Origin of the sequence: Sphingomonas aliaeris, assembly GCF_016743815.1 — a bacterium.
GTDB lineage: Bacteria > Pseudomonadota > Alphaproteobacteria > Sphingomonadales > Sphingomonadaceae > Sphingomonas > Sphingomonas aliaeris.
Map to the genome: position 1 here is coordinate 2,268,310 of NZ_CP061035.1, position 16,948 is coordinate 2,285,257.

Consider the following 16,948-nt stretch of genomic DNA (forward strand, 5'->3'; position numbering starts at 1 on the left):
TGCAATAATGGCGTCATCGGCCGGATAACGGGGCTGTAATCGGCAAATAATCTTGCCTGACGACCGGTTTGGGCTAGGCTCCTGCCCAAGGAGTCCAGACCTTGATGAATGCCGATTTCGATACGCCGTTGCTAGATACAGTTTCCGACCCCGCCGATTTGCGGCGTCTCGCGCCTGCGCAATTGCGTCAGTTGGCGGACGAGCTTCGATCGGAAACGATTTCAGCGGTCGGCGTGACGGGGGGTCATCTGGGCTCGGGTCTGGGCGTGGTCGAACTGACGGTGGCGATCCACTACGTCTTCGATACGCCGCGCGACAAACTGGTGTGGGACGTCGGGCACCAATGCTATCCGCACAAGATCCTGACCGGCCGGCGCGACCGGATCCGTACGTTGCGCACCGGCGGGGGCCTGTCCGGCTTCACCAAGCGCAGCGAGAGCGAGTATGATCCGTTCGGCGCGGCGCATTCCTCGACCTCGATCTCGGCGGCGCTGGGTTTTGCCGTCGCCAATAAATTGAGCGACCGGCCCGGCAAGGGGATCGCGGTGATCGGCGACGGCGCGATGTCGGCGGGCATGGCCTATGAGGCGATGAACAATGCGCGCGCGGCGGGCAACCGGCTGGTCGTGATCCTGAACGACAACGACATGTCGATCGCGCCGCCGGTCGGCGGGCTGTCGGCCTATCTCGCGCGGATGGTGTCCTCCAGCGAGTATCTGGGCCTGCGCAACTTCGCCAAGAAGGTCACGCGCAAGCTGCCCAGGCTGGTCCACAATGCCGCTGAAAAGGCGGAGGAATATGCCCGCGGCATGGCAACCGGCGGCACCTTGTTCGAGGAACTGGGCTTCTATTATGTCGGCCCGATCGACGGCCACAATCTCGATCATCTGATCCCGGTGCTGGAGAATGTTCGCGATGCAGCGGACGGCCCGATCCTGGTCCATGTCGTGACCAAGAAGGGCAAGGGCTACGGCCCGGCGGAAGCCGCGGCGGACAAGTATCACGGCGTGCAGAAGTTCGACGTGATCACGGGGGCACAGGCGAAAGCACCGCCCGGACCGCCGCAATATCAGAACGTGTTCGGCGCAGCGCTCACCAGCGAGGCCGCGAGCGACGATCGCATCGTCGCGATCACCGCCGCCATGCCCTCGGGCACAGGGCTGGATGCGTTTGCTAAGGCCTATCCCGATCGCTTCTTCGATGTCGGCATCGCCGAACAGCATGCGGTGACGTTCGCGGCGGGCCTTGCGGCGCAGGGCATGCGGCCGTTCTGCGCGATCTACTCGACCTTCCTGCAACGTGCTTACGATCAGGTCGTCCACGACGTCGCGATCCAGAACCTGCCCGTGCGCTTCGCGATCGACCGCGCAGGGCTCGTCGGCGCGGACGGCGCGACGCATGCCGGGTCGTTCGACGTGACCTATCTTGCCACGCTCCCGAACTTCGTCGTCATGGCGGCGGCGGACGAGGCGGAACTGGTGCACATGACGCACACCTGCGTGCAGCATGACAGCGGGCCGATCGCGGTGCGCTATCCGCGCGGCAACGGTACGGGCGTCGCGCTGCCCGAGACGCCCGAACTGCTCGAGATCGGCAAGGGCCGAATCGTGCGCGAGGGCAAGAAGGTCGCGATCCTGTCGCTCGGCACGCGCCTCGCCGAGGCGCTGAAGGCCGCCGATGCGCTGGATGCCAAGGGGCTCAGCACGACGGTCGCCGACCTGCGCTTCGCGAAACCGCTGGACGAAGCGATGATCCGCCGCCTGCTGACGACCCACGAGGTCGCCGTGACGATCGAGGAAGGCTCGGTCGGCGGCCTTGGCGCGCACGTGTTGACGCTGGCCTCGGACGAGGGGCTGATCGATGGCGGGCTGAAGCTGCGCACGATGCGCCTGCCCGACCTGTTCCAGGATCAGGACAAGCCCGAGCTGCAATATGCCGCCGCCCGGCTCGATGCCGATGCCATCGTCGATACCGTCCTCACCGCGCTCCGCCATAACGCCACCGGCGTCGTGGAGGCGTCTGCATGAAGCGCGCGACGGTGGCCGGTGCGCTCGCGTCGATCCTGATCGGCGCTGCGCCCCTCCCCGTCGCGACATTGGCCGTCCAGATCGGGAACGTCCGCGACGATCGCGGCGTCCTGCGCATCGACGTCTGCCCGCAGGGAGATTTCCTGAAGGACACGTGCCCCTACACCGCCCCCGCGCCCGCGCGCGCCGGAACGACCGTGGTCGTCGCGCAGAACGTGCCTGCCGGCCGCTACGCCGTGCAGGCCTTCCATGACGAGAATCGCAACGGCAAGGTCGACCGCGCCTTGTTCGGCGTGCCGAAGGAAGGCGTAGGCTTCTCCAACGACGCGCCGATCAGGCTCGGCCCACCGAAATGGGCGGCGGCGAACTTCGTATATTCGGGCGGGGAACAGGCGATCGCGCTGCAAATGCGCTATTTCCTCGGGGCGTCGGGTCCGTCGAACACGTGATGCCGTCGCTCGGGTCGATCGTGACGCGCGCCACGGCGGCCAGCATTGCGCGCCCGTTCGTCACGTTGATCCTCGCGCTGGCCATCGCCCTGCTCTCCCTGCTGTTCATCGCGTCGCATTTCGAGATGACGACCGACACCGCCGAACTGATCTCCCCCGACGTCGACTGGCGGCGCCACGAACGCGCGATGGACGACGCCTTCCCGCAGTTACGCGACGCAATGGTCGTCGTCGTGGATGGCCGCACGCCCGAACTGGCGGAGGACGGCGCGGCACGCCTGGCCGCGACCTTCGCCGCCGACCGCAGGCATTTCCGCGCGGTGCGCCGGCCCGATGGCGGCGACTTCCTCGCCCGCCAAGGCTTGCTGTTCGGGTCCGAGGCGGACGTGCGCGAGGCGCTGGACGCGCTGGTGAAAGCGCAGCCCCTGCTCGGCCCACTTGCCGCAGATCCCTCGCTCGTCGGCGTCACGCAGGCGATCTCCACGATGATCGACGGAGTCGATGCGGGTCAGGCAAGCCTAGCCGATCTCCAGGCCCCGATGCGCGCGCTCGCCGATGCGACGGACGGATCGCTTTCCGGCAAGCCCACTTTCTTTTCGTGGCAAAAGCTCCTCTCGGGAAATGGATCCACCCTCGCCCCGCCGACCCGCCGCTTGATCCTCATCCGGCCGGTGCTCGATTATGGATCGCTGATGCCCGGCGAGACGGCACGCGCCGCCATCCACGCCGCCGCCCGCACGCTGCAACTGGACGCGGCGCACGGCGTGCGCGTTCGCCTGACCGGCGACGTCCCGCTGTCCGACGAGGAATTTGCGACGTTGCAGGACAATATCGGACTCGTCGCCGGCGTCATGCTGGCCGCGATGCTGCTGACCCTGTGGTTCGCCACGCGATCGGCAAAGCTCGTCCTCGCGATCATCCTGACGATCGCGATAGGGCTGATCGTAACGCTGGCGGCGGGGCTGCTCGCGGTCGGGCGCCTTAACCTCATATCGATCACGTTTATCCCGCTGTTCGTCGGATTGGGCGTCGATTTCGGCGTGCAGATCTGCGTGCGGTTCAACGCCGAGCGCGTCGGCGGCGCATCGCTCGCGCAGGGGCTGGACCGCAGCGCGGTCGCGCTTGGCCTGCCCCTCCTGCTTGCGGCAGGTGCAGTCTTTCTCGGCTTCGGCGCGTTCCTGCCGACCGCCTATATCGGCATCGCTGAACTCGGCGTCATCGCCGGGATCGGCATGGTCATCGCGCTCGGCCTCAGCGTCACTTTGCTCCCCGCCCTGCTGATGATCCTCCGTCCCGCAGCGCCGCGCCGCGAGGTCGGGTTCGCCGCGATGGCACCGTTCGACCGCTGGCTGGAGCGCCGCCGCCGCGCGATCCTGTGGGCGTTCGCAGGATCGATGGCGCTCAGCATCGCGCTGCTGCCCTGGGTCTCGTTCGACTTCAACCCGCTCGACCTGCGCGATCCGGAAAGCCCGGCGATGCGTACGCTGACGGACCTGACCCGCGATCCGGATCGCACGCCTAACACGATCGCGGTGCTCGCCCCGAACCATACGGAGGCAGTTACGCTCGCCCGCCGCCTGTCGGCGCTGCCCGAGGTAAAGCAGGTCGTCTCCCTCGACAGCTTCGTGCCGCAGGACCAGTCACCCAAGCTGGAAGCGATCGGCGATGCCGCGCTCCTGCTCGACGTCGCGATAAACCCCTTCGATCTCGCGCCAGCGCCCGACGATCCCGCGCGCATCGCCGCCCTGGGCACCACTGCGGCAAAGCTGGCGAGCGCCGCCACAGCCCACCCCGGGCCGGGATCGCTCGAAGCCCGCGCCCTGTCGCGCGCATTCGACCGCCTCGCGACCGGTAGGCCGGCGCAAAGGCTGGCGGTCGAGACGATGCTGGCCCGCCCCCTCGATATCATGCTCGGCCAGATCCGTCTGATGCTGCAGGCCGCGCCCGTCACACGCGACACGATCCCCGCCGACCTTGCCCGCGACTGGCGCACGCCCGACGGCCGCTACCGGCTGGAGGTCTTCCCCGCCGGCAATGCCAACGACAACAAGGTAATGGCACGCTTCCGCGCGGCAGTCGCGACCGTCACCCCGAACGTCTCCGGCCTGCCCGTCGCCACACAAGCGGCGGCGGCGACGATCGCAGGCGCGTTCGTGCAGGCGGGGATCATCGCCTTCGCGCTCGTCAGCCTCCTGTTGCTCGCCGTACTGCGCAACATCAGGGAGGTCGCCTTCACGCTCGCCCCCGTCATCCTCTCGATCTTCCTGACGCTCGGCACCTGCGTCGTCATCGGTCAGCCGATCAACTTCGCCAACATCATCGCGCTGCCCTTGCTGTTCGGCGTCGGCGTCGCGTTCCACATCTATTTCGTCATGGCGTGGCGCGACGGCGCGACCGACCTGTTGCAATCAAGCCTCGCGCGGGCCGTCCTGTTCAGCGCGCTCGCCACCGGAACGGCGTTCGGCAGCCTATGGCTGTCGCATCACCCCGGCACCGCGAGCATGGGCAAGATCCTGATGATCTCGCTGGCCTGGACCCTGGTCTGCGCGTTGATCTTCGAACCTGCCCTGCTCGGCCCGCCGCAACGCAGCCGCCGCGACAAACCCTGACCGGCCCCGGATCAGGGCTTGGGAACAGTCGCCGGATCGACAAGCGGATCGGCAAGCTCCGTGGAAGCCGGCTCCCCGGCCGCGGCATCGGCCCCCGCCGGATCGGCCAGATCGTCCTCCAACTCCCGCGGCGCCGAGTTCCGCGCCCCGCCGTGCAGCGCATCGATCTCGCCCTGCCGGCTCTGCTGATAGGCGGACCGCAACGTCGCATAGGGATCGACCGCGCCATCGAACAGCGCGCGCAACTCCGCGTCCGATTCCGCCCGCAGGTCGAGCCCGGTCACGACGCCCCGCGGGATCTGATATTCCAGCCGGTCGAATGGCTTGCCCACGGCCAGCGGCAGGACCAGTCCGTCCCCCCTGCCCGCCGATCAGGTCGCGCACGCTGGTCGGCCCGACGAAGGGCAGGAACAGATACGGCCCCGGCCCGACACCGTAGAAACCGAGCGTATTGCCGAACCCATTGTCCCGCCGCGGCAACCCGATGCCAGGCAGCCTCGCGATATCCACCAGCCCGCCGAACCCCAGCGTCGAGTTGACGGAAAACCGCACCAGCGTCTCGACCGCCTTGCCCGGTTTCAACTGCAGCATATAGTTCAGGAAGACGATCGGTTCGCTCAAATTGCTGAAGAACCGCCGCAGCCCGCTGCGCACCGGCTTGGGCATGACCTGCTTGTACCCCATTGCGGCGGGGCGGAACAACGCCTTGTCGAAACTCTGCTGGCGCGCGAACATCCGCCGGTTGAACGCCTCCAGCGGGTCGCCTTTAGGACGTTCCGGTTCCACGGTCACGACCGGCGCGACATCGGATTCCGCCGCGACCGGCGCCGTCGCGACCGCCTGTCCGGGCGGCATGGCGGGCGCGGCGGGTGGCGCCACCGCCAGGACCAGCGCCGGGATCAGCGCGGAAAGCGTCACCCGCCGCTCTTCACCGATAATGCATTCAGATGGTCGACCAATGCCCTGGCCCCTTTATTCTGCACGATCCGCGCGAAATCCGCCCTGCGGATCGCAAGCTGGCTGATCGAATTGCGATAGAAGACATCGATGATCTTCCAGGTGCCCCCGGAATTCCGCAGGCGGTACGCGATCGCCACCGTCTCGCCCTTCGGATCGTTCAGCGTCGTCCGCACAAGCCGATCGCCGCCGCGCGCCTCCACCTTGGGATCCAGGGTAAACGTCTGCCCGGAAAAATCGTCGAAGTTGGCGGCATATTGGCTGACCGTCATCCGCCGGAATGCCGCGGTCAGGGCGGCCTGGTCGGCCGGCTTGATCGTCGTCCATCCCGATCCGATCGACAGCCGCGTCATCAGCGGCAGGTCGTACGCGCGATCGATCACCGGCCCGATCGTCGCGGCCCGGCCCTTCGGCCCCGCGGCCTTGCCCGCGCGCATGATCGAAAGCAGCCCGTCGTTCAGCGCACGGACGGTGCTTATTGCGGGATCGGCCGCCTGCGCCATCGCCTGACCGGGCGAGATCGTCGCGCCTGCGGCCATGACGATGCCCATGCCGACGGTGATGAGATGGCGCATTCGACGGCTCCTTGCATATCCCGGATCATAGGATCCGCATCATCACCGGTCCAGATGATTGCCGGCTTAACGCAGGTTCTTCGCAGTGCAAAAAGATGCTTCCAGCCGTTTGCGTTTTCCCCTCTCTCAGTGATAATCCTCTTGCAGGTCGCGAAACGAATGGACTTTTTACACCAGGAAAAGGGCGATCGACTTGGACGAACGAGCGACCAGCGAGACCAACCTGCCGTTGCAGATAGTTCTCGCCAATCCGCGCGGCTTTTGCGCCGGCGTGGTCCGCGCCATCGATATCGTCGAACGCGCGCTGGAACGGGAACAGGCCCCCGTCTACGTCCGGCATGAAATCGTCCACAACCGTCATGTCGTCGACGACCTTAGTCGCAAGGGCGCGGTGTTCGTCGAAGAACTTTCGGAGATTCCTGAGGGCGCGTTGACGATCTTCAGCGCGCACGGCGTTTCGAAAGCGGTCGAGACCGAAGCCGCGGCGCGCAGCCTGCCGGTGATAGACGCTACCTGCCCGCTCGTCACCAAAGTCCATATCCAGGGCCGGCGTTACGCCCGGTCGAACCGGACATTGGTGTTGATCGGACATGACGGTCATGCCGAGGTTGAAGGCACGATCGGTCAGGTGGATGCCCCCGTTCATCTCGTCTCCACCGCGGCCGACGTCGCCGCGCTGCCGATCCCGCGCGATACGCCGCTGGCCTATGTCACGCAGACGACGCTCAGCGTGGACGATACGCGGACCGTGATCGCGGCCTTGGGCGATCGGTTCAGCGACGTCATCGGTCCCGACGTCTCCGAAATCTGCTACGCCACGCAGAACCGCCAGACGGCGACGCGCGATCTCGCGCGCGTCAGCGACCTGCTGATCGTCGTCGGCGCCGCAAACAGTTCCAATTCGCGGCGTCTGCGGGAAATCGGCGTGGAGATGGGCCTGCCCAGCTATCTCGTGGACGATGGTGCCGGGGTCGATCCGGCATGGCTCGACGGCGTTTCCACGGTCGGCGTCACCGCTGGCGCATCCGCACCCGATGCGTTGGTCGACAGCGTCATCGCCGCGCTGGGCGCGCTTCGCGACGTTCGCGTTTCCCAGCTCGATGGAATAGAGGAGACCGTGGAATTCAGCCTGCCGCCCGAACTGCGGCACCAAACGACGCGCATGACACGCTCCGCAGGACGAACCGTATGACCCTTCCTCTTTCCCCGTTGCTGCGGATCGGCGCCTACACGCTGAAGAACCACATCAAGGGCGGCAAATACCCGCTCGTTCTGATGCTGGAACCGCTGCTGCGCTGCAATCTGGCTTGCCCCGGCTGCGGCAAGATCGACTATCCCGACGCGATCCTGAACCAGCGGCTCAGCTATGAGGAATGCATGGACGCGATCGAGGAATGCGGTGCGCCCGCCGTCTCCATCGCCGGTGGCGAACCCCTGCTCCACCGCGACATGCCCCGGATCGTGCAAGGATATATCGCGCGGAAGAAATTCGTCATCCTGTGCACCAATGCGTTGCTGATGAAGAAGAAGATCGGCGACTATAAGCCGTCCCCTTTCTTCACCTGGTCGATCCATCTGGATGGCGACAAGGGCATGCACGATCACGCGGTCGATCAGGACGGGACGTACGAAGTCGCGATCGATGCGATCCAAATGGCGAAGGACGCGGGCTTCCGCGTGCAGGTCAATTGCACCGTATTCGACGGCGCGAGTTCGGACCGGCTGGCGGCGTTCTTCGACACGATGGAGCAGATGGGCGTCGAGATCACGATCTCCCCCGGCTACGCCTATGAACGCGCGGCGGATCAGGAACATTTCCTAAACCGCACGCGGACCAAGCAATTCTTCCGCGACGTGTTTGCGAAAGGCGATGGCGGCAAGGCCTGGACCTTTACCAACTCACCATTGTTCCTCGACTTCCTCGCCGGCAACCAGACGTACGAATGCACGCCTTGGTCGATGCCGCTCAAGACCGTCTTCGGCTGGCAGAAGCCGTGTTACCTCGTCGGCGAAGGCTATGTTCAGTCGTTCGCCGAATTGATGCAGGGCACCGATTGGGACCAATACGGCGTCGGCAAGTACGAGAAATGCGCCGACTGCATGGTGCATTGCGGCTTCGAAGGCACCGCCGCGACCGATTCGATCCGCCACCCGCTCAAGATGTTCGGTATCGGCCGGAAGGGCGTCCGCACTGATGGCCCGATGGCGCCCGACATCGACATCTCGAACCAGCGCCGCGCGGAGGACGTCCACTCGACCCACGTCGAACGCGAACTGGCCCGCATCAAGGAAACCGACCCGGAAGGCTTCAAGCGGGTCCAACGCGCCGCCTGACGACGCCCCCCGCCCAACGGCTCGGCCACTCGACGGCGCGTGACCCAGCACACGCCTCCCCGTTCGTTTCGAGCGAAGTCCAGAAACCGGCACACCCCCTCCGTTCGTTTCGAACGAAATCGAGAAACCGGCACACCCCCTCCGTTCGTTTCGAGCGAAGTCGAGAAACCGGCTCCCAAACAAAGCGGTTTACCTAGAGGAACCTCATTTCAGACCGTTCGTGCTGAGCCCGTCGAAGCACCTGTCCTGCCGCCCCGCCGTTACCCCGCCAGCGCCATACGCGGCCCGATCCGCACCGCGCCGCGCTTCAACTCGCGGATCGCCTTTCCGAACCCCGCCGTGGTGCGCGCGATATCCGCCGCCTGGCCCGGTCGCGCGGCGAGCGAGCGCAGCATCGCCTTGGCATCCACCCCGCCATCGGGCCGCATCGATACGGTGATCGCATGCGGCAGCATGTGGCGCGCGCCATCCGAAATGCAGCGCACGATCGCGAAGGGCAGGTTGCGCTCGACCGCCACCGCCGCCGCGACATGGCTTTCCATATCGACCGCAACCGCGTCGTGCCGGACGCCCAGCGCGAGTTTTTCCGCAACGCTGTCGATCATGCGCCCGTCGGCGAAAAAGCCGCCAAGCCGCGCACCCGGCAGGCGATCGACGAGGCTCGCGGCCCAGTCCGGATCGCACTCGACCTCGATCGCGCCTGACAGCCTGTTGCCGACGATCCAGTCCCCGATGACCAGCCCGTCCACCAGCGCGCCCGTCATGCCGTAGCTCAGGATGCCCGCCGCACCGCTCGCCGCCGCCTCGATCTTCGCCCGCAGGCCGACCGGATCGCCTCCGCCCGCGACGACGACGATGCCCGCTTGGCGCAGCGTCGCGACTTCGCGGTTGAAACCCGTTGCTACGACGACATGTCCGCTCATCAGATATCCGTAACCAGAGGAAGGCGTGGTGGACCGCCCGCGATCACATGCCGTGCGCGATGCGATCCGAATTCGATTTCTTCAGGTTGCGATAGCGCGCCATCGCCCAAAGCGGGAAATATTTCGGATAGCCGTGATAGCGCAGGTAGAAGACGCGCGGAAATCCGCCGCCGGTAAACATCTCCTGTCCCCACAGCCCGTCGGGCTCCTGATGCTCGGCCAGCCACGCCACCCCGCGCGCCACCGCCTCGCTGTCGACCTCACCCGCGGCCATCAGCCCGAGCAGCGCCCAGCCGGTTTGCGAGGCCGTCGATGGCGCGGGCCGGTGGCCGGTGCGATCCAGCGCATAGCTGTCGCAATCCTCCCCCAGCCTCCATCTGGATTCTGCACCGCGCGCAGCCACGCCACCGCTTTCGCGATCATCGGATGATCATGCGCCAACCCCGCCGCATTCAGCGCGCACAGCACCGACCATGTGCCATAGACATAGTTCACGCCCCATCGCCCGAACCAGCTTCCGTCCGGCTCCTGCTCCCGCTCCAGCCAGGCCAGTCCCGCACGTATCCGCGGGCTATCGCGCTCGCCCAGTTGCGCCAGCATCGACACGCACCGCGCGGTGACGTCGGCGGTCGGCGGGTCCAGCAACGCGCCGTGATCCGCGAAGGGCAGGTTGTTCAGGTACGTATAGGCATTGTCCGCATCGAACGCCCCCCATCCCCCATCGCGCGACTGCAGCCCGACGGTCCATTCCGCGCCCCGTTCGATCGCCTCGTCATAATCGCCACCCCGCCCCCGCGCGCGGTCCATCGCCATCACGACGACCGCCGTATCGTCGAGATCGGGATAATGGTCGTTATTATACTGGAACGCCCATCCGCCCGGCCGGACCCCCGGACGTTCCTCCGCCCAGTCGCCCTCGACATCCAGCACCTGTCGCGGCTTCAGCCAGTGCAGCGCGCGGTCCGCCGCCGCCTCGTGCTCGCCCCCCGCCTCCAGCATCGCATGCGCCGCGAGCGCGGTATCCCACACCGGCGAGACGCAGGGCTGGCAATAGGCCTCGTCCTCCCCCACCACCAGCAACCGCTCGATCGATTCGCGCGCAACCGCCCGGCGCGGATCGTCGGCTCCGATGCCGAGGCAATCGAACATCATCACGCTGTTCGCCATCGCCGGATAGATCGCGCCCAGCCCGTCCACGCCGTTCAGCCGCTCCGCCACCCAACCCGCGCACCGCTCCAGCGCACTCCGGCGCAGCCGCTTCGGCCACAGCCCGTCCCCCGCCTTCAGCACGCGGTCGAGCAGCCCGAACCCCTTCGTCCAGACCCATTTCGGATCCGCCGCCTTCGACCCCAGCCGCACCGCCTTCCCGGTATACAGCTCGTCGACCAGCACATTCCGGGGGTTCCGCGCCAGCGGCCGCATCGCCCCCAGCACCAGCAGCGGCACCACCACGGTCCGCGCCCAATAGGACATCTTGGACAGGTGGATCGGGAACCAGCGCGGCAGCAGGATCAGTTCCGGCGGCATCGTCGGCACGCTCGACCACGGCCCGGCGCCGAACAAGGCCAGCTGGATGCGGGTGAAGACGTTGCTCGCCGCCGCCCCGCCCTCCGCCAGGATCGCCACCCGCGCCGCCGCCATGTGCGGCGCATCGACGGCATCCCCGATCATCTTCAGCGCGTAATAGGCTTTCACGCTCGCGCTCACGTCGAACCCGCCGCCGTGGAACAGGCCCCATCCGCGATGATCCGCCGACTGGATCCGGCGCAGATACCGCCCGATCTTGCCCTCCAGCGCCGCATCCACCGGCTCGCCCAGATAATGGCGCAGCAGGACATATTCCGCCGGGATCGTCGCATCCGCCTCCAGCTCGAACACCCAATGCCCGTCCGCCCGCTGCGCCGCCGCCAGCGCCGCACTCGCCCGGTCGATCGCGCCTTCGATCGTCGTCATCGTATCGGGAAACGCGTGCATCACCACCGATTACCCCGCCTGCGCGCCAGTCGCCAGCGCGGCAGCAGTCTCACCAGAGCGCAGCGCCCCCTCGATCGTCGCCGGCAGCCCCGTCTGCGTCCAGTCCCCCGCCAGAAACAGGTTCCGCCAGCGCGTCGCGGCGGGCGGACGCAGCGCGTCCTGCTCCGGCGTCGCGGCGAAGGTGGCGCGCTTCTCCTTCACGATCTGCCACGCAGGCATCGGCGCATCGATATGAAGCGCGGCGCAGATGTCCTCCCAAAAGATACCGGCCAACTCGCCACGATCCATGTCGACCAGCCGATCCGCCCCGCTGACGGTCACGGACAAGCGCTCGGGAAACGCGAAAATCCACTCTGCCGTCCCCCCGATCACGCCCAGCATCCGCGGCGCTGCGTCAGGCGCGGCGAACGCGAAATGCCCGTTCACGATCGCGCGATGATCCTCCGGCACCCGCAGACCGGGAACGAGTCCTGCGGCGATCCAGGACGGCACGGCAAGGATCACCGCCTCATCCTCCGCGACCTCCTCCAAACCAGCCCCCCAGTCCAGCCCCGCCACCCGGTCACCGGCAAAACCGATCGACCGCAAACGCCGGCCCGTCCCGACCGCGACGCCCTGCGCCGCCAGCCAGTCGATCGCCGGATCCACGAACGCCGCCGACAGCGTCGGCTCCGCGATCAACGGACGCATGGCCAGTCCGCCCTTCGCCACCGTCTCGCGCAGCACGTTACGCGTCAGCACGGCCGAACCTTCACCCGCCGGCATGTTCAACACCGCCAGCAACACGGGCTCCAGGAATCGGTCCCACACTGGCCCGATCGTCGTGAAATGATCGTCGACCCGGCCTTTTCGCGCCATCAGCAAGCGACCGATCGGCAGATAGTCGACCACCGAACTGCCGGGGACGCGACGGGCGGACGATGCGATCCACCACGGCACACGCCCATCGTTGATCCGCACCGTCCAATGCTTGCCGCTGCCAAGATCGCAGAAATCGAAGTCCGAATGCTCCGGCCCCGTCAGGGTCGCACCCGCCCCGATCGTATCGCGAAACCGCCCGACCGCGTCATTGCCAGACAGGACGATGTGATTGCCGTTGTCGATCGTCTGCCCGATCGCCGGGTCGAAATAGGACCGGCATCGCCCGCCCGCATGCGCCGCCGCATCGTCGATGCGAACCGCGACTCCGGCCCGCCGCAACGCGACCGCCGCGGACAAACCTGCCAGTCCGGCACCGGCGATCGTCGCCCGCACGAAGCTCAACGGCGCACGCTCAGCCGCACGACGGTCCACAGCAGTTCCGGTTTAGACATCTTCACGCGGGTACGCGGCGGCTGCCATCCGATCGCCTCGGTCCGCGCCAATACCCTCGCATAGACCGCTTCCATCAGGCGCGGCGCCAACAGGTGACCAGCGGGCCGCCCGGCAAGGATCGCGCGGGCTTCGTCATAATGCCGGTGCGCGATCTCCGCGACCTGCCGGCAGACACCGTCGATCCGCGAATCCCCCACCACCTCGATTGGGGTCGTGAATTCTATCCCCGCCGCGGTGATCGCCTCGCCGGGCAGGTATACGCGACCGATCGCCGCATCCTCGTCCAGATCGCGCAGGATGTTGGTATATTGCAACGCCCGGCCCAGATGGAATGCCAGCGCAATGCCCGGTTCCTCGTCCATCCCGAATACGCGCACCGACAATCGCCCGACGGCCGACGCGACCCGGTCGCAATACAGGTCCAGAACAGCAGACGGGGGCCACCGCAGATCGCGATCGACGTCCATCGCCATCCCGTCGATCACCGCCTGAAAATCTTCCTGACGCAGGTCGAACCGGCGCACCGCCTGCGCGACCAATGCGGCCTGTCCCGGATCCTGTCCGGCATACAGCGCGGCGATGTCCCGTCGCCATACGTCCAGCGCCGCCGCACGCTCCGCCCGATCACGCCGATCGTCATCGGCGATGTCGTCCACCAGCCGGCAAAAGCCATAGATCGCGTACATCGCCTCGCGCTCCGCCTTCGGCAGCACGCGCATCCCGGCATAGAAGGAGCTTCCGGACACCTGCTTGTGCAGCGCCCCGGGGTCGAATCCGGGTTCATGCCGTGCGTCGCAAAAGCATCGGCAAGGCCGCACGCGCCGCCAGCAACGCCGCCTCCGCCTTGCGGTGATGAACGCGTTCGCTCAGCGGATCGAACCGTTCGAGCCGATCGACAAGGCTTTCCGCCAGCCGCTGGATCACGGCGACTTCCGCTGCCAGCTTCCGGTCGCGGATCGACGCGGCGAACGGCGCCGACACCGCAAGCAAACTGCGTGTGCGCCCGGCTAGTGCGACGATCGTATCGCGCAACCCCGGCGATGCATGATCCCTCGCCAGATCGGCCTCGGTCGCTCTGTGTTCGGCAAGTATGTCCAGCGGCAGGTAGATGCGCCGGATCGTCCGGTAATCCTTCCCGCAATCCTGCAAGTGATTGATCACCTGCAACGCCGCACACAGGGCATCGTTCGCCGGCCAGATCGCGCGATCCTCACCGTGAACGTCCAGCACGAACCGCCCGACCGGCATCGCCGAATACCGGCAATAGTCCATCAGGGCGGCCCAATCGGCACAACGATCCACCGTCACGTCGCGCTCGAACGCGGTCAACAGGTCGCCCGCATGCACCGGGTCCAGCCCGCGTTCGGCCATCACCGCCCGCAGGTCCAATGCCTCAGCCGCGCCGGCCGCGTCGCCCTCAAGTCCCGCACGCATCCGCGCCAATCGATCCAGCTTGTCGGTCGCGCTCGCCTGTTCGTGATCCGCAATGTCGTCGGCGGCGCGGGCGAAGCGATAGAATGCCATCACCGGCGCACGGTGCTTCGCGCTCAACAGGAAACTGGCGACGGGGAAGTTCTCGTCGCGATGCCCCTTGCCCGACGCGAGATTGGCGACTTGCCCGCTCATGTGGCTTTCGCCTGAGATCTGCCTTTCCACATCCCGCCGCGCCCCCGATGATATTGCCACGCGGATAGCAAGGTGCACCCGGCGTAAAAAGCTGCGATTGCCGGCAGGGCCAGCCCCCATAATGGCGAACGTCCATAGAAGCGCAGCATCGGCTGAAAGGCCAGCGCCATCAGTGCGTAGGCGGCCAATCCGAAAATTCGGGTCCAACCCGCCCCGGATATCGCAAGCACCGGGGGAACGCCGTAGACGAGCCCAAGGCCCAGCAGCGTGCCGAACAACAGGATCGGCGAATAGCCCAGTTGCGCATAGGCCGATCGCGATATCATCGCCGCGATCGTATCGACCGTATCATACGGCCGGATGCTGCGTGCCCGGTCCGTCAGCCCCAGCCAGATCGGCCCCTGCTTCTTCAACGCTGCACCCAACGCGCAATCGTCGATCAGCGCGGCCCGGATTGCCGCGATCCCGCCCGCCGCCGCCAACGCGTCTCGCCGGACGAGCATGCAGCCGCCCGCCGCAGCGCCGATACCGCCGCGCCGGTTCACCCGGCCGAACGGGTAGAGCATCTGGAAAAAGAATACGAAGGCGGGGATCAGCGCGCGTTCCGCCAGACTGACGCAGCGGAGTTTCGCCATCAGCGATACGAGGACCAGACCATCGCCTTCGGCACGCCGGACGAGGCTGGAAAGCGTGTCGGGCGCATGCGCGATGTCGGCGTCGGTCAACCACAGATAGGTGGGTTCCGCCCCGGCGCGCTCCACTCCTTGCGCCACCGCCCACAATTTGCCCGTCCAGCCGCGCTTTAGCGGGCGACCTGTCACCACCTCCAGCCGATCGGCGCGATCGAGCGACCGTGCGATCGACACTGTTCCATCGCTGCTGCCATCATCGATCAGGATCACCCGCAACGCGCCGGGATACTCCTGGCCCAGCACGCTGCCGATCGATGCGGCGATCACCGCCGCCTCGTCACGCGCCGGGACGATCGCCGTGACCGCCGGCCAGCGGGGCGGGGGTGGCGGAAGCCCTTGCGTGTCGCGCTCCCGCGTCAACCAGAAGCCATGCCGGGCAAAGACCAGCACCAGCCAGATGCATAGGCTCAGCACCGCGACCGCGATCATCGGATCGCCCCGCTGGCACGGAACCAGTCGATCGCGTCCTGCACCGCCCCGGGCCACGGCCGCGCAGTATAGCCCAGCTCCGTCTGCGCCTTCGCCGAACTGAAGAACATATGGTGTGCGGCCATCCGCAGCGAATCGACCGTCAGGAACGGATCCCTGCCGGTCATTCGCGCGATCGCTTCGTTTGCGGCGGCAAACGGAAACAGTGGCCCACGGGGAAGGCGGATCGTCGGCGGCTTGCGTCCGACGCGGTTCGCGATCTCGGCCAGCATCGTGCCCAGCGCGACGTCCTGACCACCCAGGATGTAGCGCTCCCCGATCCGCCCCCGCTCCAGCGCCGCGACATGCCCCGCCGCGACATCGTCGACATGGACGAGGTTCAGGCCGCTATCGATAAAGGCCGGCATCCGGCCGTTCGCGGCCTCGACGATGATCCGCCCGGTCGGCGTCGGGCGAACGTCGCGCGGGCCGATCGGGGTGGATGGGTTGACGATCACGGCGGGCAAGCCCTCCGCCACCATCGCCTCCACCAGCCGTTCAGCCACCACCTTGCTGCGTTTGTATGCGCCGACCGCCTGTTCGGGTGTCGCGGGACGGGTCTCGTCGGCGGGGCCGTCCGGGTCGGGGCGCAGCGTGGCGACGCTGCTGGTATAGACGATCCGCTCGACCCCGGCATCGCGCGCGGCGTCCATCACGATGCGCGTGCTGGACAGGTTGTTCCGCACGATGTCTTCGGGATCGGGCGCCCAGATGCGATAGTCGGCGGCGACGTGGAAGAGGTATCGCACGCCTTGCATGGCTCGTGTCACGGCCGCGAAATCGCGCGCATCCCCTTCGACCAGCGTGCCGGGAAAGCCGGCCAGATTATCGCGGGTGGACGTCGCGCGGACCATCCCGCGCACGTTATGGCCGCGGGCGGACAGGATGCGGGCGACGGCCGACCCCACGAACCCGGAAACGCCGGTGACCAGGGTGATGTCGGGGCGTCTGTCCACGCGTTCGATCTAGCTTGCCGGTCCGCGCAAGGCTATCGCAAGAA

General features: G+C 66.9%; 13 protein-coding genes and 2 pseudogenes. 5 read left to right on the forward strand and 10 right to left on the reverse strand.

Features of this window, described 5'->3' with window-relative positions; genetic code table 11:
- Positions 1-104: 104 nt before the first annotated feature.
- From dxs to H5J25_RS10645, 3 genes are read left to right on the forward strand one after another with little or no spacing between them, the layout of a single operon-like run.
- On the forward strand, positions 105-2,027 hold the full coding sequence (gene dxs / locus H5J25_RS10635; RefSeq protein WP_202096301.1) for a 1-deoxy-D-xylulose-5-phosphate synthase: 1,923 nt from the start codon (positions 105-107) through the stop codon (positions 2,025-2,027).
- Positions 2,024-2,476: a DUF2141 domain-containing protein gene (locus H5J25_RS10640; RefSeq protein WP_202090789.1), complete on the forward strand. Its 453-nt coding sequence runs from the start codon at positions 2,024-2,026 to the stop codon at positions 2,474-2,476. The genes dxs and H5J25_RS10640 overlap by 4 nt, the downstream gene beginning before the upstream one ends.
- Complete coding sequence (locus H5J25_RS10645) at positions 2,476-5,085, forward strand: MMPL family transporter (protein WP_202090790.1); 2,610 nt, start codon at positions 2,476-2,478, stop codon at positions 5,083-5,085. Before H5J25_RS10640 ends, H5J25_RS10645 begins: the two co-directional genes overlap by 1 nt.
- An 11-nt stretch (positions 5,086-5,096) precedes the next feature.
- On the opposite strand, the gene H5J25_RS10650 is transcribed toward H5J25_RS10645, so the two are convergent.
- From H5J25_RS10650 to H5J25_RS10655, 3 genes and pseudogenes are all read right to left on the reverse strand, one after another.
- Complete coding sequence (locus H5J25_RS10650; RefSeq protein ID WP_202096495.1) at positions 5,097-5,417, reverse strand: MlaA family lipoprotein; 321 nt, start codon at positions 5,415-5,417, stop codon at positions 5,097-5,099.
- 43 nt (positions 5,418-5,460) lie between these two features.
- A pseudogene (locus tag H5J25_RS21665) lies at positions 5,461-5,940 on the reverse strand (MlaA family lipoprotein); the annotation flags it as partial.
- Between the two features lie 59 nt (positions 5,941-5,999).
- Positions 6,000-6,617, reverse strand: coding sequence for an ABC transporter substrate-binding protein (locus H5J25_RS10655; RefSeq protein WP_225883055.1), 618 nt, complete (start codon positions 6,615-6,617; stop codon positions 6,000-6,002).
- A gap of 229 nt (positions 6,618-6,846) precedes the next feature.
- Here H5J25_RS10655 and ispH point away from each other — a divergent pair, with 229 nt between their 5' ends.
- Positions 6,847-7,809, forward strand: a complete 963-nt coding sequence (ispH, locus tag H5J25_RS10660; RefSeq protein ID WP_202096303.1) for a 4-hydroxy-3-methylbut-2-enyl diphosphate reductase — start codon at positions 6,847-6,849, stop codon at positions 7,807-7,809.
- Entirely contained in the window at positions 7,806-8,951 is a 1,146-nt protein-coding gene (gene hpnH, locus H5J25_RS10665; RefSeq protein WP_202090796.1) for an adenosyl-hopene transferase HpnH, read from the forward strand. Before ispH ends, hpnH begins: the two co-directional genes overlap by 4 nt.
- A gap of 260 nt (positions 8,952-9,211) precedes the next feature.
- Here hpnH and H5J25_RS10670 read toward each other — a convergent pair whose 3' ends face one another.
- The 7 genes and pseudogenes from H5J25_RS10670 to hpnA all read right to left on the reverse strand — a co-directional run bounded on the left by H5J25_RS10670 (position 9,212) and on the right by hpnA (position 16,904).
- The gene (locus H5J25_RS10670) at positions 9,212-9,874 is read right to left on the reverse strand and encodes a phosphorylase family protein (protein ID WP_202090798.1); all 663 of its coding nucleotides are present in this window, start codon (positions 9,872-9,874) and stop codon (positions 9,212-9,214) included.
- A 43-nt stretch (positions 9,875-9,917) separates the two neighbouring features.
- Positions 9,918-11,848: pseudogene (shc, locus tag H5J25_RS10675) on the reverse strand (squalene--hopene cyclase).
- A 9-nt stretch (positions 11,849-11,857) separates the two neighbouring features.
- Entirely contained in the window at positions 11,858-13,141 is a 1,284-nt protein-coding gene (gene hpnE / locus H5J25_RS10680) for a hydroxysqualene dehydroxylase HpnE (RefSeq protein ID WP_225883056.1), read from the reverse strand.
- Complete coding sequence (gene hpnD / locus H5J25_RS10685) at positions 13,108-13,908, reverse strand: presqualene diphosphate synthase HpnD (RefSeq protein ID WP_225883057.1); 801 nt, start codon at positions 13,906-13,908, stop codon at positions 13,108-13,110. Before hpnD ends, hpnE begins: the two co-directional genes overlap by 34 nt.
- Positions 13,909-13,942: 34 nt before the next feature.
- Positions 13,943-14,788, reverse strand: a complete 846-nt coding sequence (gene hpnC / locus H5J25_RS10690; RefSeq protein WP_202090800.1) for a squalene synthase HpnC — start codon at positions 14,786-14,788, stop codon at positions 13,943-13,945.
- Positions 14,785-15,909 carry a glycosyltransferase gene (locus H5J25_RS10695; RefSeq protein ID WP_202090802.1) on the reverse strand — a complete coding sequence of 375 codons (1,125 nt, stop codon included), beginning with the start codon at positions 15,907-15,909 and terminating at the stop codon, positions 14,785-14,787. The genes hpnC and H5J25_RS10695 overlap by 4 nt, the downstream gene beginning before the upstream one ends.
- Positions 15,906-16,904 (reverse strand): hopanoid-associated sugar epimerase, encoded by a 999-nt coding sequence (gene hpnA / locus H5J25_RS10700; protein WP_202090803.1) that lies wholly within the window; start codon positions 16,902-16,904, stop codon positions 15,906-15,908. Before hpnA ends, H5J25_RS10695 begins: the two co-directional genes overlap by 4 nt.
- Positions 16,905-16,948: the final 44 nt, after the last annotated feature.